Source organism: Vibrio sp. 070316B (genome assembly GCF_013114115.1).
GTDB lineage: Bacteria > Pseudomonadota > Gammaproteobacteria > Enterobacterales > Vibrionaceae > Vibrio > Vibrio chagasii_B.
Genome location: NZ_VTYC01000012.1, coordinates 72,234 through 96,602 on the forward strand (window position 1 = coordinate 72,234; position 24,369 = coordinate 96,602).

The 24,369-nt window shown below is 46.0% G+C and carries 20 protein-coding genes; 16 read left to right on the plus strand and 4 right to left on the minus strand.

Features of this window, described 5'->3' with window-relative positions; translation table 11 throughout:
- Positions 1-110 precede the first annotated feature (110 nt).
- Positions 111-1,985, plus strand: a complete 1,875-nt coding sequence (gene argH, locus F0251_RS11415; protein ID WP_171731013.1) for an argininosuccinate lyase — start codon at positions 111-113, stop codon at positions 1,983-1,985.
- A gap of 233 nt (positions 1,986-2,218) precedes the next feature.
- Here argH and F0251_RS11420 read toward each other — a convergent pair whose 3' ends face one another.
- Positions 2,219-2,467: a DUF3624 domain-containing protein gene (locus F0251_RS11420; protein ID WP_105057654.1), complete on the minus strand. Its 249-nt coding sequence runs from the start codon at positions 2,465-2,467 to the stop codon at positions 2,219-2,221.
- Positions 2,468-2,554: 87 nt separating this feature from the next.
- Between F0251_RS11420 and F0251_RS11425 the strand changes: the two genes are divergently transcribed.
- Positions 2,555-2,902, plus strand: a complete 348-nt coding sequence (locus tag F0251_RS11425) for a RidA family protein (protein ID WP_004737155.1) — start codon at positions 2,555-2,557, stop codon at positions 2,900-2,902.
- 384 nt (positions 2,903-3,286) lie between these two features.
- Here F0251_RS11425 and F0251_RS11430 read toward each other — a convergent pair whose 3' ends face one another.
- Together F0251_RS11430 and F0251_RS11435 are read right to left on the minus strand one after the other, a co-directional pair.
- A complete protein-coding gene (locus tag F0251_RS11430) occupies positions 3,287-4,753 on the minus strand; it encodes a dihydrolipoyl dehydrogenase (RefSeq protein ID WP_171731014.1) in 1,467 nt (488 codons plus the stop codon).
- Positions 4,754-4,958: 205 nt separating this feature from the next.
- Positions 4,959-5,687, minus strand: a complete 729-nt coding sequence (locus F0251_RS11435) for a glutathione peroxidase (RefSeq protein ID WP_004737157.1) — start codon at positions 5,685-5,687, stop codon at positions 4,959-4,961.
- Between the two features lie 220 nt (positions 5,688-5,907).
- On the opposite strand from F0251_RS11435, the gene oxyR reads away from it, so the two are divergent.
- Positions 5,908-6,801, plus strand: a complete 894-nt coding sequence (oxyR, locus tag F0251_RS11440; protein ID WP_004737158.1) for a DNA-binding transcriptional regulator OxyR — start codon at positions 5,908-5,910, stop codon at positions 6,799-6,801.
- A gap of 91 nt (positions 6,802-6,892) precedes the next feature.
- Here the strand turns inward: oxyR and F0251_RS11445 are convergent, their stop codons facing one another.
- Positions 6,893-9,454 carry a penicillin-binding protein 1A gene (locus F0251_RS11445; RefSeq protein WP_061033618.1) on the minus strand — a complete coding sequence of 854 codons (2,562 nt, stop codon included), beginning with the start codon at positions 9,452-9,454 and terminating at the stop codon, positions 6,893-6,895.
- A gap of 151 nt (positions 9,455-9,605) precedes the next feature.
- Here F0251_RS11445 and pilM point away from each other — a divergent pair, with 151 nt between their 5' ends.
- From pilM to F0251_RS11510, 13 genes are all read left to right on the plus strand, one after another.
- On the plus strand, positions 9,606-10,631 hold the full coding sequence (gene pilM / locus F0251_RS11450) for a type IV pilus assembly protein PilM (protein WP_171731015.1): 1,026 nt from the start codon (positions 9,606-9,608) through the stop codon (positions 10,629-10,631).
- On the plus strand, positions 10,615-11,214 hold the full coding sequence (locus tag F0251_RS11455) for a PilN domain-containing protein (protein ID WP_171731016.1): 600 nt from the start codon (positions 10,615-10,617) through the stop codon (positions 11,212-11,214). Before pilM ends, F0251_RS11455 begins: the two co-directional genes overlap by 17 nt.
- On the plus strand, positions 11,207-11,818 hold the full coding sequence (locus tag F0251_RS11460; protein WP_061033621.1) for a type 4a pilus biogenesis protein PilO: 612 nt from the start codon (positions 11,207-11,209) through the stop codon (positions 11,816-11,818). Before F0251_RS11455 ends, F0251_RS11460 begins: the two co-directional genes overlap by 8 nt.
- Positions 11,805-12,323, plus strand: a complete 519-nt coding sequence (locus tag F0251_RS11465; protein ID WP_061033622.1) for a pilus assembly protein PilP — start codon at positions 11,805-11,807, stop codon at positions 12,321-12,323. The genes F0251_RS11460 and F0251_RS11465 overlap by 14 nt, the downstream gene beginning before the upstream one ends.
- Positions 12,324-12,358: 35 nt before the next feature.
- Positions 12,359-14,077, plus strand: coding sequence for a type IV pilus secretin PilQ (locus F0251_RS11470; protein ID WP_061033623.1), 1,719 nt, complete (start codon positions 12,359-12,361; stop codon positions 14,075-14,077).
- Positions 14,078-14,253: 176 nt separating this feature from the next.
- Positions 14,254-14,772 carry a shikimate kinase AroK gene (gene aroK / locus F0251_RS11475; RefSeq protein ID WP_004737165.1) on the plus strand — a complete coding sequence of 173 codons (519 nt, stop codon included), beginning with the start codon at positions 14,254-14,256 and terminating at the stop codon, positions 14,770-14,772.
- Between the two features lie 25 nt (positions 14,773-14,797).
- A complete protein-coding gene (gene aroB, locus F0251_RS11480) occupies positions 14,798-15,886 on the plus strand; it encodes a 3-dehydroquinate synthase (RefSeq protein ID WP_061033624.1) in 1,089 nt (362 codons plus the stop codon).
- 79 nt (positions 15,887-15,965) lie between these two features.
- On the plus strand, positions 15,966-17,474 hold the full coding sequence (locus F0251_RS11485; protein WP_061033625.1) for an SPOR domain-containing protein: 1,509 nt from the start codon (positions 15,966-15,968) through the stop codon (positions 17,472-17,474).
- A 69-nt stretch (positions 17,475-17,543) separates the two neighbouring features.
- On the plus strand, positions 17,544-18,389 hold the full coding sequence (locus F0251_RS11490) for a Dam family site-specific DNA-(adenine-N6)-methyltransferase (protein WP_004737168.1): 846 nt from the start codon (positions 17,544-17,546) through the stop codon (positions 18,387-18,389).
- Between the two features lie 185 nt (positions 18,390-18,574).
- The gene (gene rpe, locus F0251_RS11495; protein ID WP_008222304.1) at positions 18,575-19,249 is read left to right on the plus strand and encodes a ribulose-phosphate 3-epimerase; all 675 of its coding nucleotides are present in this window, start codon (positions 18,575-18,577) and stop codon (positions 19,247-19,249) included.
- A 120-nt stretch (positions 19,250-19,369) separates the two neighbouring features.
- Complete coding sequence (locus F0251_RS11500) at positions 19,370-20,056, plus strand: phosphoglycolate phosphatase (RefSeq protein WP_061033626.1); 687 nt, start codon at positions 19,370-19,372, stop codon at positions 20,054-20,056.
- 151 nt (positions 20,057-20,207) lie between these two features.
- A complete protein-coding gene (gene trpS, locus F0251_RS11505; protein ID WP_061033627.1) occupies positions 20,208-21,224 on the plus strand; it encodes a tryptophan--tRNA ligase in 1,017 nt (338 codons plus the stop codon).
- 384 nt (positions 21,225-21,608) lie between these two features.
- Positions 21,609-24,203, plus strand: a complete 2,595-nt coding sequence (locus F0251_RS11510; RefSeq protein ID WP_061033628.1) for an ExeM/NucH family extracellular endonuclease — start codon at positions 21,609-21,611, stop codon at positions 24,201-24,203.
- Positions 24,204-24,369: the final 166 nt, after the last annotated feature.

A 24,369-nucleotide genomic window follows, 5' to 3' on the forward strand; every position in this document is an offset into this window, starting at 1 on the left:
TTATTTTCATTTTGAATTGCCGTAAGTTTAAACCATCAGAAAAATACTGAATCTTAATCAGAATTATCATTTGCAAAAACAGTGAGCACTGTGCAATTAGGAGATACACAATGGCATTATGGGGCGGTAGATTTACCCAAGCAGCAGACACCCGGTTCAAAGATTTTAACGATTCTCTTCGTTTTGATTACCGATTGGCTGAGCAAGACATTGTGGGCTCAATTGCCTGGTCTAAAGCTCTACTGTCGGTCAACGTATTAACAGAAGAAGAGCAGCAGAAGCTTGAGTTAGCGCTGAATGAGCTAAAACTTGAGGTGATGGAAGATCCGGAACAGATTCTACGTTCTGATGCAGAAGACATTCACAGCTGGGTTGAACAACAACTTATCGGCAAAGTCGGTGATTTGGGCAAAAAGCTTCACACTGGCCGTTCTCGTAATGACCAAGTGGCGACAGACCTGAAATTATGGTGTCGTCAGCAAGGTAACCAATTGCTGCTAGCGCTTGATCGCCTGCAGAGCCAAATGGTTAATGTTGCTTCTCAGCATCAAGGTACTGTGCTTCCTGGCTACACTCACTTACAACGTGCTCAGCCAGTAACGTTTGCGCACTGGTGTTTGGCTTACGTTGAAATGTTTGAGCGTGATTACTCGCGTTTGAATGATGCGATTAAGCGTCTAGATACATGTCCGCTGGGTTCTGGTGCCCTTGCTGGAACCGCTTACCCGATGGACCGTGAAGAGTTAGCTCACAACTTAGGTTTCCGTCGTGCAACGCGCAACTCTCTAGATTCAGTATCTGACCGTGACCATGTGATGGAGCTGATGTCGATCGCTTCTATCTCTATGCTTCACCTTTCGCGTCTTGCGGAAGATATGATTTTCTACAACTCTGGTGAATCAAACTTCATCGAGTTAGCGGATACCGTGACATCAGGTTCATCTCTGATGCCACAGAAGAAAAACCCGGATGCATTAGAGCTTATCCGTGGTAAAACAGGCCGTGTATACGGGTCACTTGCTGGCATGATGATGACGGTGAAAGCACTGCCTTTGGCTTACAACAAAGACATGCAAGAAGATAAAGAAGGTCTGTTCGACGCTTTAGACACTTGGAATGACTGTATGGAAATGGCGGCGTTGTGTTTTGACGGCATCAAAGTGAACGGCGAGCGTACACTTGAAGCAGCGAAGCAAGGTTATGCAAACTCTACGGAGCTAGCTGATTACTTAGTAGCGAAAGGTATTCCTTTCCGTGAAGCTCACCATATCGTAGGCGTAACCGTCGTTGCGGCGATCGCGAAAGGCTGCGCTCTAGAAGAGTTAACCATTGTAGAGATGAAAGAGTTCTCTGAGGTGATAGAAGAAGATGTGTACGACATCCTGACCATTGAATCGTGTCTTGAAAAACGTAGTGCGCTAGGTGGTGTATCACCGAAGCAAGTGGCTTACGCGGTGGACCAAGCTGAGAAGCGTTTGGCGCAGCGTGATACCTCTATCGTTAAGGTTCGTCCTGCTCGTTTGACTGACATTGAAGCGTTGGAAGGCATGGTGGCTTACTGGGCGAACATGGGTGAAAACCTACCTCGTTCTCGTAATGAACTGGTGCGTGATATCGGCTCCTTCGCCGTCGCAGAACATCATGGTGAAGTGACTGGTTGTGCATCGCTCTATGTGTATGACTCTGGTTTAGCGGAAATCCGTTCACTGGGGGTCGAAGCTGGCTGGCAAGGTCAAGGGCAGGGCACCGCGATTGTTCAGCACTTGGTTGAGAAAGCACGCCAAATGGCGATTAAGAAAGTGTTTGTACTGACTCGTACGCCTGAGTTCTTTATGAAGCATGATTTCTTACCAACATCGAAATCTCTGCTACCTGAGAAGGTACTGAAAGATTGCGACCAGTGTCCTCGTCAACATGCGTGTGATGAAGTGGCTTTGGAAGTGAACTTGGTCGAGCAGATTATTGCTAAGGTGAATGTTGCATAAGGCATTGATTTTATGGTCCCTAAAAAAAAGATCAAAAATCCGATCTTTTTTGGGAACAAACTAAGAAAAGCCCGGTCTATTAAAGTACCACTGCTTTTTCTTAGAATTTTCTAAGAAAGCCCCAAAACCGATTGGTTTTGGGGCTTTTTTCTATCTGCCGTTTGGCGAAAGGTAAGAGCTCGATAATTGAACTTAGTATCTAACTATTGTCGCCTATCCAACAAACACTTCTGCTAACGCTTTTTGTTCCTTAAAGGCAGCACCACAAACTTCATTATCCAATGCAGCGACAATAAGCCACTAAACGCGAAAGCCGCCATTATCAAAGCGATGGCGTTGATGGTTTTCGGATCTTCCCGGAAAAACAGCCACCATACTCCCCAACTCAATATCGACAACACAGTGAGCTGATTCATACAACGTTGGCAGCGACCGAGTTTGTTGAAGATTTTTTCATTTTTATTGCAATGAAGACATGTCATCTTGGGCTTGATTCGCGTTATGCTTGTTGCCCTGATAATACCACGTCACAAGATATTGGATCACGGTGACATAGAGAGAGAAGATCGATGATTGAGCGCCAAGAAACCAAGCAACGCATGAGCCGTATTGTTAAACACAACGGTACTATCTACCTATGTGGCCAAGTTTGTGCGGATGCAACAAAAGGCATTACAGAGCAAACACAGACGATGCTAGATAAAGTAGAAGCGTTACTTGAGCAAGCAGGCAGCGACAAAGAGCACATGCTGTCAGCAACCATTTACTTGAAAGACATGAAAGATTTCCAAGAAATGAACGCAGTTTGGGATGCATGGGTTCCAGAAGGTCATGCTCCTGCTCGCGCATGTGTGACTGGCGACATGGCTCGTGAAGCACTACTTGTTGAGATCTCTGTGATTGCTGCTGAGAAGTAATTCTCTCGTATTTAGCGATAAGTAACGACCTCAAGAGATTCCAGATACCTCGTCCCTCGGTTCTGGAATGACGGGCTGAGTTTTGGTTTAACTGATGTCACTTGGGTTGGATTCAACTTAGATACGTTTTGAAAAGTACCGTTATACTGATTAGCTTCGAATTTACGGTATAGGAAAATTACCGTCATTCCCGAAAGTGACGAAGGAGCGTAATCGGGAATCTCTATTTATGTGTGATAAGAGATTCCAGATACCTCGTCCCTCGGTTCTGGAATGACGAGGTAAATTTTGACTCGTTGATGCGTTTAGCCAAAAACAAAAAGGAAAGCCAATGGCTTTCCTTTTTAGTATCTCATCTATGTGTTCTGTCTCAACCCACTGAGATTAACAACCAGGACCACAGTCTAGACAGTGTTTCACCATCTCTGGACCTAGGTGCAGTTTCGCATTCAGGTCACGAAGCGCTGTTCGTACACCTTCTTCGATTACTGGGTGGTAGAACGGCATATCTAGCATTTCAGAAACCGTCATCTTGTTTTGGTGTGCCCATGCTAATAAGTGAGCCAAATGTTCTGCGTTTGGTCCCATCATCTCAGCACCAAGGAAGCGACCTGTACCTTGCTCGCCGTAAACGTGCAGAATACCTTTGTTACGTAACATCACTCGTGAACGACCTTGGTTCTCGAAAGACACTTCACCCGTCGCGAAACAACCACATGTGCCTAATCGGGTCGTGATCTCTTTGTACGTTTCACCAACCATCGCGATTTGCGGGTCAGAGAATACCGCTGAGATTTTAGAGCGGCGTAAACCAGCACGAATCTCAGGGAAGCGACCTGCGTTGTCACCTGCAATGCGTGCTTGGTCTGCTGCTTCATGTAGCAGGGGCAGTTGGTTGCTTGCATCACCCGCAATGAATACTGATGGCAATGATGTTTGTAGCGTGTAGTGGTCAGCGATTGGAACACCACGCTCATCAAGCTCTAGAGAGGTATTCTCTAGGCCAAGTTTATCTGTGTTTGGACGACGACCTGTTGCTGCCAGTACGTACTCAACGACGTTAGTTTCTAGCTCACCTTGCTTATTGATGAATTGGATTTCGACGCGAGCCTCACCCGCTTCAGTGGTGATACGCTTCATGCTTTCGATTTTCACGTCGGCATCTAGGTAGAACTCTTCATTGAAGGCTCTGTCTGCGTAAGCCATGATTTCTGGGTCGGTTACTGGGCCAACTTGACCACCTAAACCGAACAGTTTGGTCTTCACACCTAAGCGGTGCAGTGACTGACCAAGCTCAAGGCCAATAACGCCAGGGCCAAATACAGCAACAGATTCTGGTAAGTCATCCCAGCTGAATACATCGTCGTTAATGATTAGGCGGTCGCCAAGTTCATTCCAAACGGCAGGGTATGCAGGGCGCGAACCTGTCGCGATAACAATACGCTTAGCGGTCACAACCGTGTGGTCATCAATTTGTAGCGTGTTGTCGTCTAAGAATTTTGCGTAACCAGAGATCTTGTCTTGCTCTGGGATTTCATCAACGCCTTCTAAAACAAAACCAACAAAACGGTCACGTTCAAACTTCACTCGTTCCATCACTTCACGGCCGTTAATCACGATATCGCCTTGTGGGTGAACGCCAAAAGCCGGAGCTTTCTCGATTTGGTGTACGCTTTCTGCAGCTGCAATAAGCAGTTTAGATGGCATACAACCAACGCGAGCACAGGTTGTACCGTAAGGACCGCCTTCAATCATCACGACACTGTCAGTGTGTGCTTTTGCAGCGCGGTAAGAACCTAGACCTGCCGTACCGCCCCCGATAACTGCTACATCTACATTGACTTGTTTCATAATAATTTTCTCGCAATAGCTGAATTTAGTTTGAACGAACCCCTCCAACTCTGGTGATTTTTTGAGAGTCAGGATAACGGGTCTGTTTTGTGATTCTGTTTTATTAGGTTTAGCTTGTGACTGTGGTTAATGCGAGCCACAAGCTTGATTCAACCCGATAGGGTTAGCTAACCCACAAGTGAGTGGGTTAGCCTTTTGGCAGTGATTAGCCTAGGAAAGCTTCTAGTTCTTCGCTACCACCGATGTGTTTACCACCGATGAATACTTGAGGAACCGTTGTGCGACCAGAGATTGCACGTAGGCTTACTGTTGTAGCGTCTTTACCTAGTACTACTTCTTCGTAGTTTAGACCTTTGTCGATTAGGTTCTGTTTCGCTTTCATACAGAAAGGACAGCCTGGCTTAGTGAATACTGTGATTGACTCTTGCTCTTTGTGCTCTGGAGCAATGTAGTTCAGCATAGTGTCTGCATCAGAAACCTTGAACGGGTCGCCTGGTACGTCTTCTTCGATGAACATTTTTTCTACCACGCCGTTCTTAACCAGCATGCTGTAGCGCCATGAGCGTTTGCCGAAGCCGATGTCGTTTTTCTCAACTAGCATACCCATGCCGTCTGTGAAATCACCGTTACCATCTGGGATGAATGTGATGTTTTCTGCTTCTTGGTCTGCTTTCCATGCGTTCATTACGAACGTATCGTTTACAGAAACACAAAGGATGTCATCAACACCGTTCTCTTTGAACACAGAATGTAGTTCGTTGTAACGAGGAAGGTGGCTTGACGAACAAGTTGGAGTAAACGCGCCTGGTAGGCTGAATACGATAACTGTTTTGTCTTTGAATAGCTCTTCAGTCGTTACGTTAACCCATGCATCACCTTGGCGAGTCGGGAATGTTACTTGAGGGATTGATTGACCTTCTTTAGATGCAAACATATTGATTTCCTTAAATGATATTTTAATTTTGTTCTATTAGAGCTTAACGTTTTTCGTTGCTCTGTTTCGTTTTGTTGAGCCCATTATTAGATAAATTCTTTGATAGCTCTAATCGTTTGATGTTATGGTTTTGATAGGTAAATTCTATCAAGAGCATTTTTCTTTTAAATGTTGCTATGAAAACCCTTGTTCTTATTAAACCTGAGGTAAGAGACTGATCATGAACATTCGTGACTTTGAATACTTGGTGGCGCTCGCAGAGCACAAACACTTCCGAAAAGCGGCAGAAGCGTGCTTTGTCAGTCAGCCAACACTAAGCGGTCAAATACGCAAACTAGAAGATGAAATCGGACTTCAGTTAACCGAGCGTAGTCCAAGGAAGGTCATATTTACAGAATCAGGGTTACAACTTGTTGAACAAGCCAAGCGTATTCTCAACGAAGTGAAAACTTTTAAGGATATGGCGAGTGGACACGGTGAAGCGATGACCGGACCAATGCACATTGGTTTCATTCCAACCGTGGGTCCTTACATCCTGCCTAAGATTGTTCCTCACCTGAAAGAGAGCTTTCCAGAACTAGAGCTGTACCTGCATGAGGCGCAAACTCATCAATTAGTGAGTCAATTGGAAGATGGCAAGCTTGACTGCTTGGTACTGGCTGCGGTTGATGAAACGGCGGTGTTCAAAGAGATTGATGTGTATGACGAGCCATTAAGTGTCGCGGTTCCGTGTGACCATGAGTGGGCTCAGCAGGACACGGTAGATATGCTTCAACTCAATGGACAGACAGTCTTAGCACTTGGTGACGGTCACTGTTTAAGAGACCAAGCCCTAGGGTTCTGTTTTGCTGCGGGAGCAAAAGATGATGAGCGCTTTAAGGCGACCAGCTTAGAGACGCTGCGTAACATGGTCGCGGCAGGCGCGGGGATTACCTTGCTGCCTCAATTATCAGTACCAAAAGAAAAGCAGAAAGATGGTGTGTGCTACGTGCCTGCGGTCAACCCAACGCCTTCACGTCGTATCGTGGTTGCGTACCGTCCGGGCTCTCCATTGAAAGGGCGCTTTGAGCAACTGGCGGAGACGATTCGCACTCAGTTGGAAAAGGTCGTTTAGCTTCATCTCTGCATAGCAGACACAAAAAAGGGTTGATATGAATTCATATCAACCCTTTTTATTTTTCATGTTACTAGGTTCAAAAAACTACCTAGAACAGTTCTTCTACCGTTTCACCTGAAGAGGTGGAGTAGATATCATCATTGAAACGCTCAGTGATGTACTCAGTTGGCTCTGTACCTTTCTCGAAGTACTCAAACATTGATGAGCTATCGTACTTGTTGGTCAGTAAGCCGGTATCACGGTCAATACGAACGCGAACGATATTTTCTGGAATCTCTTTGCGTTGCGCTGGAACACCTGCCAGTGCAGTACCCATGAAGTCTACCCATGCTGGTTCTGCTGTCTTAGCACCGGCTTCCGCACCAGTAATCTGGTTCTTACCAAGGTTAGAGTTCGCTTTAGTACGACCTAGGTTACGGTTGTGGTTATCAAAGCCAACCCATACCGTTGCAACCATGCCTGGGCCGTAGCCGCTGTACCAAGTATCTTTCGAGTCATTAGTCGTACCTGTTTTGCCGCCAATATCACGACGTTTCAGTGGTTGAGCTCGCCAACCTGTACCGTTCCAACCTGTACCAGCACTCCAATCACCGCCGCCCCAGATGTTGCTGTACATCATTTCACGAACTAGGAATGCGTTCTGCTCAGAGATAACTTGAGGAGCGTATTGAACTTTCGCATCCACATCTTGCTCGGCAAACTCATCCGCCATTGGATCGGTGGTGATGGTTTGTTTGCAATCTTCTTTACAGACAACTTTTGGTGTTGCTTCAAACTCAGTCTCGCCAAATGGAGTCTCAACGCGGCTGATGTAGAAAGGTTCAACGTAGTAACCACCGTTAGCGAATACTGAGTAACCTTGCGCTACTTTCATTGGCGTTAAGCTACCAGCACCTAGCGCAATAGTTTCAGAACGAGGCACTTCATCGATATCAAAACCAAAGCGAGTTAGGTAGTTACGAGTGTCATCTAAGCCTACTTCACGCAGTACACGTACCGCCATTACGTTTTTCGATTGAGCTAAGCCAATACGTAGACGAGTAGGGCCGACGTAAGTTGGTGGCGAGTTCTTTGGTCGCCATGCCGTACCTTGGCTCTTATCCCATTGGTTGATTGGCGCATCGTTGATAAGAGAAGCCAGTGTTAAACCTTTCTCAATCGCTGCTGAGTAAATGAAAGGCTTGATACCAGAACCCACTTGACGAATAGATTGCGTCGCACGGTTGAATTTGTTGTGTACGAAGTTAAAGCCACCAACCATCGACAACACAGCGCCGTTGTTCGGATTCATTGCTACGAATGCAGTGTTGGCATTCGGCACTTGGCTTAGGCGCCAAACTACCGGAGTATCAGATTCTGCAGTTGCTGACTCTTCTGTTGCTTCCTCAGAGACTTCGTCACCTGTGATCGCTTCATGACGAACCCAAACTTGTTCGCCAACCGCAAGAATCTCTTTTGCTTGAGATGGAGCAGGGCCTTGACGGTCGTCTGTTAGGAACTTACGAGCCCAGTTCATACCTTGCCATTCGATCGTGCCTTCGCCTTGATTCTTCACCCATACTTGAGCGCTTTTCGAATCAACAGCAGTCACTACTGCAGGAACTAGGTCACCGTAGGTTGGTTGAGATTTAAGGTGTTTCACGATCTTGTCGTGGTCCCAAGCCGATTGAGCGGTTTGCCATAAGACTTTTTCAGCACCGCGGTAGCCGTGACGCTCATCGTAGCCAAGCAGGTTCTTAATCGCGGCTTGGTTTGCCGCTTTTTGCAGCTTCGAATCAACGGTTGTGTAGACTTTCATACCAGAGGTGTAAGCGTCTTCACCGTAGCGTTCAACCATCCAAGCACGTGCCACTTCTGCCACGTATGGTGCGCTCAGTTCGATCTCTGCACCGTGGTACTTTGATACAAGCTGTTCATTGCTTGCTTCATCAAACTCGGCTTGAGTGATGTATTTCTCGTCGAGCATACGACGTAATACAACGTTACGACGGTTGGTCGCGCGTTCAATAGAGTAGATAGGGTTCATGGTTGAAGGTGCTTTTGGCATACCTGCTAGGGTCGCTAGTTCACTCAGGGTTAGATCCGGAAGATCTTTACCAAAGTAAACGCGTGCTGCAGCGCCGAAACCATACGAACGGTGACCAAGGAAGATCTTGTTTACGTACAGCTCCATGATCTCTTCTTTGCTAAGCAGTTGCTCAATATGGATCGCAATGAAGATCTCTTTAATCTTACGCATGATCTTTTTCTCATTGGATAAGAAGAAGTTACGCGCAAGCTGCTGAGTAATGGTACTCGCCCCTTGTTTTGCAGAACCCGACATAGCAACCACGATCGCTGCACGAGTAATACCGATTGGGTCAATACCAGGGTGCTCGTAGAAACGGCTATCTTCGGTGGCAATCAAAGCCTCAACTAAGTGGCGAGGGATCTCGTCATAAGTCACTGGAATACGACGCTTTTCACCAAATTGAGAGATCAATTTACCGTCTTGGCTGAAGACCTGCATCGGTGTTTGGAGTTCTACGTCGCGCAAAGTGGCAACATCAGGCAACTCTGGTTTTACGTAGTAATAAAACCCAAAAATTGTACTGACTCCAAGAATCATGCAAATCAATGTAAATATGAATAATCGCTTTATGAACTTCACCGGATAATCCCTGATTAGTTAAGGCTGATAAGCAGCAAACCCTTGTACTCTAGGCTAAAAAACTAGCTTTCGTTTATTAACGCTTATTTAACTAATAATCACAACCCCTAGATAATCAACGAAATGCTTGGCACTTCAGGAGCTAGGTCACATGGGTTCATCATTAATTACAGGTATAGATATAAATCACCACAGCATCAAAGCTGTGGTGCTAAAACCCGTGGGGGAATTGTACGCCCTAGTGGGATACAAAGAGCTGCCGATTTCGGACGACATTTTTACAGCTAACCATACTTTGGAGTATCAGAAAACTGTTAAGAAACTCAAAGAACTTAGGAAAGGGCTGCCTTTCGGCTGTCGTAACGTCGCCATTTCGGTACCTGATAACACGGTGATCAGCAAGGTACTGCAAATTGAGAGTGAACTCGAAGACAGAGAGAAAGAGTTTTCGATCTACCAAACCTTCGCCCATCAATCTCCTTTTCCCATCGAGGAGCTGAGTTTAGATTTTGTGAAGCTGGAAGACAAACGATTTGGTAAAGGTTCGACGAGCAGTTATCAGGTTTATGCTACTCGTAAAGAAGTGGTCGATAGCCGAGCAGAGGCATTAACCAAGGCTGGCTTTAAACCTGTTGTCGTTGATACGCAGGCGCATGGCTTGCTTCATGTTTGGCAGCTTGCCTCACGCTTGTACCCAGAGAAAAGTAATTGGCTGTTGGTGGACATTGGCGTTGATCAAACCTCGCTGGGCATCATTCCTCACGGAGCAGCCCCTTTCTATAAAGACATCGCTTTTGGTACGCAAGACCTTTGCAGTATCGAAAACCCCAATGATATCGAGACTGCGTTTGGTAGTGCTCAGGACACTCATCAATTTATCGTTAACTTGATTGAAAAGCTCAAACGTCAGTTGCAGCTCTATTCCTCGGTGAATGCTCACCAACCTATTTCAGGTATTTGGTTAATGGGCGAGGGTGCCAGTACGCCAATGGTGGCCGAAGAGCTGGAACGACATTTTCAGTTGAGCTGTGAATCATTGGATCCTTTATCCCTGTTTGAGAATAAGGTCGCCCGGAAGCGCCGCCTGCAAATGGATTGGCAACATTTTGGTATTGCTGCGGGTATGGCGATGAGCGGACTTAAATGGCAGGGAGAGAAGCATGTTGCATCAAATTAACCTGCTACCTTGGCGTGATGAGATTCGTGCTCAGCACCGAAAGCGTTTTATTCATTTAGTTATCCTTGGTGTGATAGTGGCTGGCGCAGGGCAGTGGGCGGTCGGTAATTATTTCCATGATCAACAAGCCAAACAGCAAGCTCGTCTTAATTATCTCAATCAATACATTGCTGACCTCGACCGTCAGATTCAATCGCTAAAAATTGCAGAGCAAGAGCACAAAGCCATTTTGACTCGACTTGATGTGGTGGAATCTTTGCAGCTCGGCCGTAATAAAACCACCGACTTTATGAACTTGATGCCGGAGCTGATTCCTGAGGGCGTGTATGTCGACAAGATAAAGATGAACGGTCAAGAGATTGAAATGGCGGGCATCAGTGACAGTACCGCTCGTCTCGCCACCATGCTGGATAACTTAGAACGCTCTGAATCCCTCAAAGGAGTCGAGATGCACTCTATTGTCCATAACCGTAAGCGCTTCAATAAAGAATTTCAGACCTTCAAGGTGTCTTTCGTGTTCAGCCCTGTGTCATTAGAAAGCACAACTGCACATCGAAAGGATAAGGGGGCTAACCATGGCTAGCCTTCAAAGCATGATGAGCCTGCAAGAGCTTGATATCGATGAGATCACCGAGTGGCCATTGTTGCCTCAGTTATTGGTGATTCTATTGCTAGTGGCGCTCATTCAAGGTCTGGGAACCTGGTTCTATATTCTGCCCTTGGATGATGAGCTACAACAGATGAAGCAGCAAGAGCAGACCTTGAAAGCAACACTGCGTATCAAAGCCAATAAGGTTGCTGCTTTACCTAAGCTTCAGGGGCAGTTGGATGAACTCACCAGCCGCTACGATTACCTGTTAGAACAGCTGCCTGTACAAAAGGAGTTGGCGAGCATGTTGGCATCAGTCAATGAGCTTGGCTTAGATAACTCACTAACTTTTACCCGAATCGACTGGGGTGAAAAACAGAACAAAGCCTTCTTATACCGCTTACCTCTTAATATCGAGCTGACTGGTGATTACCACGAGATAGGCGACTTCTCTGCAGCTATCGCCAAGCTTCCACGAATAATCAGCTTTGATGATGTGAATTGGCAGCGAGTCAGCCAAGAAAGCAGCACTCTGCACTTTAGGGTTCGAGCTTATACCTACCAGTTTAAATCGGAGGTCAATGATGAAACCCAATAGCACGTTTTACTCAATCGTATTGCTGCTTGCGTTGTCGGGCTGCAAAGCCAATCAAGACTCATTAGAAGACTTTGTTATACAGGTAGAAGCTAAGGCGAGAAAGGAGGTCGAGCAACTTGTCCCAGCAACTGAGTTTTCGGCGGCTACCTATCAACGGCGTACTTTTCGTCCTCCCTTTGAACTGCCTAAAGAAGCGATTGTGCAAAACCAGCCGTTGGTTAAGAAAGATTGTTGGCAGCCTGGTGCTCGTGCACGCAACGGCAAGTTGGAGAAATACCCATTGAGTAAATTGCGCTTAAAAGGAGTGATGGGCAGCGGCTCCAGCGTGTTTGGGCTTGTACAAACCCCCAAGGGTAATGTCGTCAATGTGAAAAAAGGCCAGTTTATCGGCTTAAACAATGGCCGAGTTACTAAGGTAACGAGCCAGTACGTTCTGATTAATGAGACTCTTCCAGATGGCTTAGGTTGTTGGCATAAGCGCAACGTTAGGCTGGCTCTGAAATAAACCAATGTCACATGATGTGGATATGAGATGTAAATATGAATAAAGGAATAAGTGGATTAGTGAGCAAAGCTCTACAAGGTTTTGCTGTGTCTGTGATGTTGGTTTTTAGCGTCTTCGGCTACGCAGAGGGCTCGCCCAATAAATTAGAGAATATTGATTTTAGAGTTAACAAGGATAAAGACGCCGTCATTATCATTGAGCTAGCAACCAGCAGCGCGGTGGTTGATGTTCAGCGGGCACAAGAAGGCTTGAGCATCGAACTCATCAATACAGAAGTGGATGATGACAAGCTCTACCTTTTGGACGTTAAAGATTTCGCGACTTTGGTTGAGGGGATTGAAGTATACAAAGAGGCGCCAAGCACAAGGTTACTGGCGACCATCAGCAATGACTACCAATACGAATATGACCTTAAGGGGCGCTTCATCGAGGTGGTGATCAGCAAGCCCACGATTGAAGAAGTGGCGACAGAGAAAAGCGTACTTGAGAAAGAGGGCAAACTGATATCGATTAACTTCCAAGATATCCCAGTTCGAAATGTGCTGCAGTTGATTGCTGACTACAATGAGTTCAACTTGGTGGTATCCGACTCGGTCGCGGGTAATCTGACATTACGCTTGGATGGCGTCCCTTGGCAGCAAGTTCTCGACATTATCTTGCAAGTTAAAGGCTTAGATAAGCGCGTCGATGGCAACGTTATCTTGGTCGCTCCCAAAGCTGAACTGGATCTTAGAGAACAGCAAGCGCTCGAAAAATCACGCCTAGAAGAGGAGCTTGGAGAGCTTAAGTCAGAAATCATTAAGATTAACTTTGCCAAAGCCACCGACATTGCCGACATGATTGGCGGTGAAGGGGCGGTGAGCATGTTGTCTGATCGTGGCTCGATTACCATAGATGAACGCACGAACTCTCTGCTGATTCGCGAGCTGGAAGAGAACATTGCGGTAATACGCGGCATTATTGAGTCGTTAGATATTCCAGTGAAGCAAGTGCAGATAGAGGCGCGCATTGTTACCGTCACCGAAGGTAACCTTGATGAACTCGGCGTGCGCTGGGGCGTTTCATCGACCAACGGAAGCTTCACGGTTGGTGGTTCTATCGAGGGTAATCACCCTTCAGCCATTACACCTTATGACGACGATGGTGGCAGCAGCGTGATTGATGACTACCTTAACGTGAATTTGGCTGCGACATCGCCAAATGCATCGAGCATTGCCTTTCAGGTGGCCAAGCTTGGCTCAGATACGCTGCTCGATCTTGAGCTATCTGCACTGCAACAAGAGTCTAAGGCGGAGATCATCTCTAGCCCACGCTTAATTACCACAAATAAAAAGCCGGCTTACATTGAGCAAGGTACTGAAATTCCTTACTTAGAGTCCTCTTCGAGTGGTGCAACGTCCGTCGCATTTAAGAAAGCTGTGTTGAGTTTGAAAGTTACCCCTCAAATCACACCAGACAATCGCTTGGTTCTGGATTTGAGTGTGACTCAAGATAGGCCTGGGCAAGTGGTGAAAACTGGAACCGGGGAAGCGGTCGCGATAGATACCCAAAGGATAGGTACGCAAGTGCTTGTTAATAATGGTGAAACCGTCGTTCTTGGTGGAATATTTCAACACAGTGTCAGTAGTACAGTCGATAAAGTTCCTCTGTTGGGAGACCTTCCTTTATTGGGTGCATTGTTCCGTCGCAGCTACGAAAATGTGGGTAAAAGTGAACTGCTTATCTTTGTTACACCTAAAGTTGTGATTCAGTAACGTACAATTAGATTAAAAATAAAGTTGCATTAGTGGCACCTAACCTTGATAATTTCGGGTCTTATCACGAATTATCTGTGAGGAATCGGTGCCACGGGCCTTTTAATTTCAGTACTTGTACTGACCTACCTTGTGGCGATGTCATTGAATTAACGTTGTAAATTACTGCTAAAAACATGGCTGAGAAACGCAATATTTTTCTTGTTGGCCCAATGGGCGCCGGCAAAAGTACAATTGGTAGACACCTAGCTTCCCAACTTCATATGGAGTTTCTAGACTCTGACACTGTGATTGAAGAGCGCACTGGCGCAGACATCGCATGGGTTTTTGATGTTGAGGGCGAAGAAGGTTTCCGTAAGCGCGAAGAATCTGTAATCAACGATCTGACTGAAGAGCAAGGTATTGTTCTAGCGACAGGCGGTGGTTCAGTGATGAGCAAAGAAAACCGTAACCGTCTATCTGCACGAGGCATTGTTGTATACCTAGAGACAACAATTGAAAAGCAACTTGCTCGCACAAACCGCGACAAGAAACGCCCTCTACTTCAAACAGACAACCCGCGTGATGTGCTAGAAGATCTAGCTGTATCTCGCAACGCACTATACGAAGAAGTGGCGGACTACACAGTTCGTACTGACGACCAAAGTGCAAAAGTGGTAGCCAACCAGATCGTAAAAATGCTAGAAGAACGTTAAGTTCATTTTTTCGGAGAGCAAACCCATGGAACGGATTACGGTCAATCTAGCTGAGCGTAGCTACCCTATCTCTATTGGCGCCGGGTTATTTGACGACCCGGCGTACCTTTCTTTTTTATCAGGCAAGCAGAAAGTCGTTGTTATCAGTAATGTGACAGTAGCGCCTCTTTACGCTGATAAAATTCTATCTTTACTGGATCAAGTTGGCTGTCAGACATCTCTTCTCGAGTTACCTGATGGTGAGCAATACAAAACGCTTGAAACGTTCAATTCAGTGATGAGCTACATGCTTGAAGGAAATTACAGCCGCGATGTGGTGGTGATTGCTTTAGGTGGTGGTGTTATCGGTGATTTGGTCGGCTTTGCTGCATCTTGTTACCAGCGTGGTATTGATTTCATTCAAATCCCGACAACGCTTCTTTCTCAAGTGGACTCTTCTGTTGGTGGTAAAACCGCAGTAAACCATCCTCTTGGTAAGAACATGATCGGTGCATTCTACCAACCAAAATCTGTGATCATCGATACCAACTGTTTATCAACGCTTCCTGAGCGTGAGTTTGCAGCGGGCATTGCTGAAGTCATCAAATACGGCATCATTTACGATGAAGCCTTCTTTGATTGGTTGGAGCAGAATCTAGAGAAACTTTATCAACTTGATGAACAAGCACTGATTACTGCAATTGCTCGCTGTTGTGCAATTAAGGCTGAAGTGGTTGCTCTAGATGAAAAAGAGTCAGGAATCAGAGCGTTATTGAACCTAGGTCATACATTTGGTCATGCGATCGAAGCAGAACTAGGCTATGGTAATTGGCTACATGGTGAAGCTGTGTCGTCAGGCACTGTAATGGCAGCGAAAACTGCTCAGTTACAGGGACTGATCACTCAGCAGCAGCTTGAGCGAATTATTTCTATACTCAAGAATGCGAAACTGCCAGTTCATGCGCCAGAAAGCATGTCTTTTGAAGATTTTATGACGCACATGATGCGTGATAAAAAAGTGCTGTCTGGTCAATTACGTCTGGTATTGCCAACAAGTATTGGTACTGCTGAAGTGGTTGCTGATGTGCCTCAGGACATCATTAAACAAGCAATTGATTTTTGCCGTACTCTTTAAATTTGGTTGTGAGGTTGCCTAGTTAGACTCTAGGCAACTGAAGCGTTTTACTGATCGATCTAATCAGTAGGGATCCGCAATGAGTTTGGCTCATGAATTAAGAGTATTAGAGTTAGAGTCTCAAGTTGAGCTGCTAGAGCGCTTACAGCTTTTGACTAACTTTGGTTCAAATCTAGTAACGGTGGCTGGTAAACCTGGTTCTGGCCGTTCTTGGTTAGCACAGCGTTATCTCGAAGCGTGGGCGACAGAAAAGAATCAGTGTTTACTGCTTTGTCACCCAAGCCAAGACGACCAACAACGCCGCGCGCTTATTCTTAGCCAAATTGTTTCTGATCCGCTATTTAATCAACATGACTCCTTATCTGATAGCCTAGCAAGGTTGCTGGATGGTGAGCCGTGTAGTGTGGTTATCGTTGTCGATGATGCCCACCGGCTCTCTGAGCGATTGGTATCCGAACTATGGATGTTGGTACTGGAAGCTCAAGCTAATCCCCAATGGACGATCAATGTCGTTCTTTTCTCAGAAATTGGTCACCTAGACACCTTACTCACCCGTCTAAGTTACGGCCAACAACACAAGCCTATCGATCTTGAGATCGATGACCTTTCGCAACCAGAAGCTGAACATTTCTTTGAATCACTGGTGATTCGATACGTGGATGATGAGTCTGAAACTCGCGTGCGACGTGCGTTTAACAAAGCGCAACCTCTGCCTGGCGAGCTAATGGCTTTAGGAGAATTGAAAGTGGAAAAAAGGATTATTATTCGCTCAATCATTGGCTCACCAATCAATATCGCGATTGTGGTAGCCCTGTTGCTGTTGTTAATTGGTGGTGGTTATTGGTGGATGTTCAGCCAACCGACCCCGGATGACAAAGCGCAATCTCTGATCGCACCAATTGAGCAGACTGTTATTCCAACCTTTGAAGTGGACAATGGCTCAGAACAAACTGGTGTTGAGGGAGTTGTAGACACTGAAACGTCAACTGATATCAGTTATCAAGGCGCTGATGATGACAGTTCATCTTTGCCACCGGTTGTGGTGGAAGAGACGGCTAGCGTGGGTGAGGTTGAGCAAGACCAACAGCGTGTCGTGATTACTTCGGATGTGGTTGATGCTCTACTGGATGATAAAGCTCAGAGTGCTGATACCAGCGCCATCGATGCTGCGGTTGAAGAGAACACTCAAGTAGAGGCTAATTCACAGGCTGACGCTGAAGCGGTTGCTCCAGCTGATGAAAAATCTGACTTAACTGAATCAACGCCTCCGACTAAGAAGATCACCTTCTCGTTTGCTCGTGAGGAGCTACAAGCTATCTCGCCACGAGCATACACCTTACAGTTGAGTGCGATGACTTCGTTGGAAGATGTGCAGTCTTTCATTGAAGAATACGATCTAGAGAATAAGGTTCGTATCTACCCAACTCTGCGTAACGATACCAAGTGGTTTATCATCACTTATCAAGATTACCCAACGATTCAGGTGGCGCGAGATGCGGTAAGTACACTCTCAAAACCACTTCAACAGTTGGAACCTTGGGCAAAATCGATGAATCAAGTGCATCGAGAGATAGAACGTGCGAAATAACCCTGAGCTTAGCCTCAAAATATGTTACATTCCGCAGCCTTATTTTTGTGTTGATAGATAGAGCAGTAAATGAAAAAGCAGCGTGCCTTTCTAAAATGGGCTGGTGGTAAATATGGCCTAGTTGAAGACATCCAACGTCACCTGCCACCTGCTCGTAAATTGGTAGAACCATTTGTTGGTGCTGGTTCTGTGTTTTTGAACACGGACTATGAACAGTATCTACTGGCTGATATCAATCCCGATCTTATCAACCTGTATAATCTACTTAAAACCGACCCTGAGACTTACATCGCGGAAGCAAAGCGTTGGTTCTGCCCTGAGAACAACCGCAAAGAAGCCTTCTTAGATATTCGAGCTCAGTTCAACGATACTGACAATGTTATGTATCGCTCACTCGCTTTCTTGTACATGAACCGATTTGGCTTCAATGGCCTATGTCGCTACAACAAGAAAGGCGGTTTTAACGTTCCGTTTGGTTCTTACAAAAAGCCTTACTTCCCAGAAGCTGAGCTGGAGTTTTTCGCTGAAAAAGCGAAAAAGGCCACTTTCGTGTGTGAGGGATACCATGAAACCTTTAGCCGTGCCCGTAAAGGTTGCGTGGTTTACTGCGATCCTCCGTACGCACCGCTGTCAAATACCGCTAACTTTACCTCTTACGCAGGTAACGGCTTTAGCTTAGATGATCAAGCAGCACTGGCTGACGTTGCTGAAAAAGCGGCGACAGAACGCGGTATCCCTGTGTTGATTTCTAACCACGACACGACATTAACGCGTCGCTTGTATCATGGTGCAGAGTTGAACGTGGTGAAGGTGAAGCGCACTATCAGCCGTAATGGCGCTGGTCGTAATAAAGTGGATGAGCTATTAGCGCTATTCCATCAAGATAAAAACCAGCAACACGCGGCAGCAGAATAACCTCGAACCCCTCAAATTGAGTGACCAACAGGTACTTTCTTAAACTAATCTTTCGAACTGCTAGGATCTGCCTAGGTGCTTAGGTAGAATTGCACACCAAATAGTCTTGGGGTTGAATCTTGTACGCATACGAGGTGCCACCAAGGCGGTGAACTCGCAATTTACTTACTCTTAAGAGGTTTGGTATGAAAGATTTTCTAATCGCTCCATCAATTTTGTCTGCAGATTTTGCTCGTCTTGGTGAAGACGTTGAAAAAGTACTCGCAGCCGGTGCCGATGTTGTGCACTTTGATGTGATGGATAACCACTACGTACCTAACCTGACTTTTGGCGCACCTATCTGTAAAGCACTCCGTGACTACGGTATTACTGCTCCAATCGATGTTCACCTAATGGTGAAGCCGGTTGATAACATCGTGCCTGAGTTTGCAAAGGCTGGCGCATCGATGATTACCTTCCACGTAGAAGCATCAGAGCACATCGATCGCACTCTACAACTGATCAAAGAGCACGGCTGTAAAGCGGGCGTGGTTCTTAACCCAGCGACACCACTATCTTGCCTAGATTACATCATGGATAAAGTAGACATGATCCTATTGATGTCTGTGAACCCAGGTTTCGGCGGTCAATCTTTCATTCCTCACACTTTAGATAAGCTACGTGCGGTTCGTAAGTTGATTGACGAATCAGGTCGTGATATTCGCCTAGAGATCGACGGTGGTGTAAAGGTGGATAACATTCGTGAAATCGCAGAAGCGGGCGCAGATATGTTCGTTGCTGGCTCAGCGATCTTCAATCAACCAGATTACAAAGAAGTGATTGATGAGATGCGTGCAGAGCTTGCAAAAGTAAACGCATAAAAGTAGAACTAGGGTCAGTTGACCTAAAATCAAAAAATTTAGATTAAGGGGGCTGATTGGCCCCTTTTTTACGTCTTATTGCTCAACACATGAGACGAATATAATGAATAGGAAAGTAAGATGTCATTAAGCTCAATAAAACTGATCGCCTTTGATTTGGATGGAACCTTGTTAGATAGCGTGCCTGATTTGGCAGTCGCTGCTGACCAAGCTTGTCAGGAGCTAGGTTTCCCTTCAGTGAGTGAAGAACAAGTTCGTGATTATGTAGGCAATGGTGCTGACGTACTGATCGGGCGTTCACTAAGCCGCAACCTAACTGTGGACCCAAGCTTAGAACCAGAGCTGCTGAAAAAAGCACGCATCTTGTTTGATGATTTCTACGAGCAGGGCGGCCATAAGCTGAGCCACCTTTACCCATCAGTAAAAGAGACGCTGGCAGAGCTGCACAAAGCGGGCTTTACTATGGCATTGGTAACCAACAAGCCATCGAAGTTTGTGCCAGACGTGCTAGCGCAACACGGTATCGATAAGTACTTTGTAGATGTGCTTGGCGGTGACTCTTTCCCAGAGAAAAAACCGAACCCAGTCGCGCTAAACTGGTTGCTAGAAAAGCACAATGTGAAAGCAGAAGAGATGCTAATGGTTGGCGACTCAAGCAATGACATCAAAGCGGCAAAGAACGCGGGTTGTCACTCGTTTGGCCTGACTTACGGCTACAACCACGGTGAGCCTATTTCAGCATCAAACCCTGACTATGTGGCAGATAATGTCGCGCAATTGCTCGATGTCGTTCTAGTTTCTGCATAAAGCGGACAAAAGTTAGCTAACCCACTAGCAAAATACTTATCAATGAGTACACTGGATGAGCCGCGCAGAAAGAGCTGTGCGGCTTTTCTATATTTAAGTTAAGAAGCTAAGCCATCAATTGACTTAGCGAATAAGCAAAGGAATTAAAACCATGAGCAAGCCCATCGTATTGAGTGGTGTTCAACCATCTGGTGAACTAAGTATCGGTAACTACTTGGGTGCTCTACGTCAATGGCAACAGATGCAAGATGACTACGATTGCCAATACTGTGTGGTAGACCTTCACGCAATTACGGTTCGCCAAGATCCGAAAGCACTGCATGAAGCGACTCTAGACGCACTAGCTATCTGTCTTGCTGTCGGTGTTGATCCAAAGAAGAGCACGCTATTTGTTCAGTCTCACGTACCAGAGCATGCTCAACTTGGTTGGCTTCTTAACTGTTACACACAAATGGGTGAACTGAGCCGAATGACTCAGTTTAAAGACAAGTCTGCACGTCACTCAAACGACGTAAACGTAGGTCTGTTTGATTACCCAGTGTTGATGGCTGCAGACATCCTGCTTTACGGTGCTCACCAAGTGCCAGTAGGTAGCGACCAGAAGCAACACCTAGAGTTAGCGCGTGATATCGCAACTCGCTTCAACAACATCTACTCGCCAGAACAGCCAATCTTCGAAGTGCCAGAACCGTACATCCCAACAGTGAATGCACGTGTAATGAGCCTACAAGATGCGACCAAGAAGATGTCTAAGTCGGACGACAACCGTAAGAACGTGATTACTCTGCTAGAAGAGCCTAAGTCGATCATCAAGAAGATCAACAAAGCGCAAACCGATGCAGAAACACCACCACGTATTGCTCATGATTGGGAAAGCAAAGCGGGTATCTCTAACCTGATGGGCCTTTACTCAGCAGCAACAGGTAAAACATTCGAAGAGATTGAGGCGCAGTACCAAGGTGTTGAAATGTACGGCCCATTCAAGAAAGATGTGGGTGCTGCGATTGTTGAGATGCTTGAGCCGATTCAAGCGGAATACCACCGCATCCGTGCTGATCGTGCCTACATGGACGCAGTAATGAAAGCGGGCGCAGAAAAAGCCTCTGAGCGCGCAGCAGTAACGCTGAAGAAAGCATACGAAGCAGTTGGTTTTGTAACTCGTCCATAGGGTGACTCAAAACCTTCCGCTGTAAAATCTAAGCCCAAAGTGACTACGTTTACTTTGGGCTTTTTAGTGCCCGCTAGCTAAGGCTTCCCAATAATCGTGCTGTTTTAATTGATGATTTACGCACTTAATGACTAACACATCTGTAACATCTATGTTGTGCAGAATATCTTATTAAATGAGTTTTGGTTTTATAAATTTTTACTCGTTTCTATTTGTGTTGGAAATATATAGCGTGCCAAACAATTGATGATTCCAAAGTGATAAGTTCCTCATTTTCTTGCCAACTGACTTATTCCTTTCATAAATAAACCTGATAGTTACCACAAAATACATGACTGCCCATAGATGGCAGTAATTATAAATCGATGAACTCAGGTGAAACGGATGGCTCTTTTACACAAACCTTCATTGCTAGCAGTGGCAATTGGTAGCTTGTTAACCACAAGCGCACACGCTGATTTGTTTATTTCACAATATGTGGAAGGCGGCAGCTACAACAAAGCGGTTGAGATTGCCAACAACGGTGATAGCAGCATTAATTTAGATGGTTATTCACTGGCTAAATCAGCGAATGGCAACAGATCATGGGGCGCCACTTTACCTTTAGATGGCCACGTTTTAGCGCCTGGTGAGGTACTGGTTGTTGCGCATAGCGGTGCAAGCGATGAGATTAAAGCGGTCGCTGACATTCTTAATGCTTCATTGGCTAATCACAATGGTGATGACCCGTTGGCTATCCTGAATGCAGACTCAAGCGTGTTGGACATGGTTGGCGTTATGGGCGATGTCGACTGGGGTAAAGATGTTACCTTAGTTCGTGCTGAGCAAACCCCATCGGCGACGTTTGATGCTTCACAATGGGTATCGCTACCAAAAGACAACATTGAAGGTCTAGGTTCCTTAGACAATGTTGAGTTGCCAGAAGCCTTTGCTTGTACGCAAGATGGCTCAGACCCAGTATTCACCACCATTCAAGAAATCCAAGGTGAGGGCGCGACATCGCCGTTCATCGATGGCTACCCGTACATCACCGACGATGAGTATTTCGTAAAAGGGGTGGTAAGTGCGGTTACTACCGGCCTAACTAAAGGTTTCTATCTGCAAGCTCTTGAGGATGACTTCAACTCAAGCACTTCTGAAGGTCTATTTGTTCATACTAACCAATCTAGCTCAGAATTAGCTGCAGGCGATGTGGTGTGTGTGAAAGGTAAAGTACAAGAATACTACAGCCACACTCAGCTTAAAGTTGAAAATAATCAATGGTTAAAGCAAGGCGAGCAGGACGCACCTGACGCGACATACATTGAAGTATTAGACACTGACGAGAACTTCGCGGCGACACTTGAACGTTACGAAGGCATGTTGGTGAAAACAACTGAAGCGCTAGATATGCGTGTAACGCGTACCTTCGGTTATGACTACGCAGGTCGTCGTAACAACATGGTTTTGGCGCATGAGCGTATCAACATGCAACCAAACCAACTTTTCGCAGCGGGTTCTGATGAAGCGAAACAGCAAACGGAAGACAATGCTGACCGTCGTCTTTTCGTAGAGACTGACCAAAAAGCAGGTGATGGACAGGTTCCTTTCTATCCAGATTTTGGCCGTACTGACATCGACCAAGATGGCTCAACGGAAGACTACATCCGTATTGATGACACCATTGTTGGTCTAGAAGGCGTGTTGACTTACAGCTATGGCGAGTACCGTCTGATTACGACTAACCAGATCACGGCTGAAAACTTCATTCGCAACGACCCACGTACCGACAAACCAGACATGGATGAAGGCGACCTACGTATTGCGACCTTCAATGTATTGAACTACTTCAACTCACCATTTGGCGGTGATGCGAATCAACATGGTAATAACCGTGGTGCAAACACCATCACTGAGTTTGAGATGCAACAAGAGAAGATTGTAAACGCGATTCTTCGCTTGGATGCTGACATCATCGGCTTGATGGAAATTGAGAACAACGGATTTGGTGAAGGTTCGGCAATTCAACAGCTTGTGAATCAACTGAATGATCGCATTGAGCATAAGAAAGACCGTTACACCTTTGTGGCTGTCGACTCTAATGAAGATGGCGTTACCGACGAAATGGACTCGATCGGCACTGATGTGATTACTACGGGTGTTATCTACCGTAAGAAGGTGGTTAAGCTTAAAGACAGCCGTGTCATCGCGATGCCAAGCCAGCAAGCACCAGAGGTGTTAGACGACTCAGGTAAGGTGATTGAAGATGGTAAGAACTACCAACGTGACTCATTGGCACCAACCTTTAAGGTGAAGGGTACCAAAGAGAAACTGACTGTAGCGATTAACCACTTTAAATCGAAAGGTTCTAAGTGTTGGGAAGATGCTGCCCCTGTTGAGCAAGGCGGTCAAGGTGGTGTAGATGCCGATAAGCAAGGCTCATGTGAGAACTTCCGTGTTGCAGCGGCGGTTGCGTTGGGCGAAGCACTCGATGGCATTGAAGGTCACAAAGTGATTCTGGGTGATATGAATTCGTACGGCATGGAAGACCCAATGCTAGTGCTGACAGATTACTCTGAAGAGAAGTACGGCAAGCAGATCAAAGCGGCGCGTAACACTTACATTGATGGTGTTGAACAGTTTGGTGATAACGGTGCGGTGATTACTAAGAACTACGGCTACATTAATGCCGTAGCTCAGAAGCACCCAGACAGCTGGAGCTACTCATACAACGATGAAGTTGGCGCTTTAGACCACTTACTGGTGAGCGAGAGCTTAAAAGACATGGTGGTCGACGCGACCGACTGGCATATCAATGGTGGTGAATCGACGCTATTTGACTACAACGAAGAGTACAAAGGCGACCTGCCTAAGTACCAAGACCACTTCCGTTCATCGGATCATGATCCAGCGGTTCTTGAGCTAAAAGTCGGTGGTTCGTTTGGCTTTGGCGCGTTGATGTCACTGTTTGGCCTAGCGATGTGGCGCCGTCGTAAGTAGTGAGCGAATCAGCTTTACTGCTAACGGTGAAAGTGAGTACACATCACCGAATGCGGGTAATTGACAGTTATCTGTAAACAATTAAGGTCAACCTAGGTTGGCCTTAATTATTGGTGAAATGCAGTTTCCACTTGCCTTTCGCTATGGGTATTGCACAATACCGCCC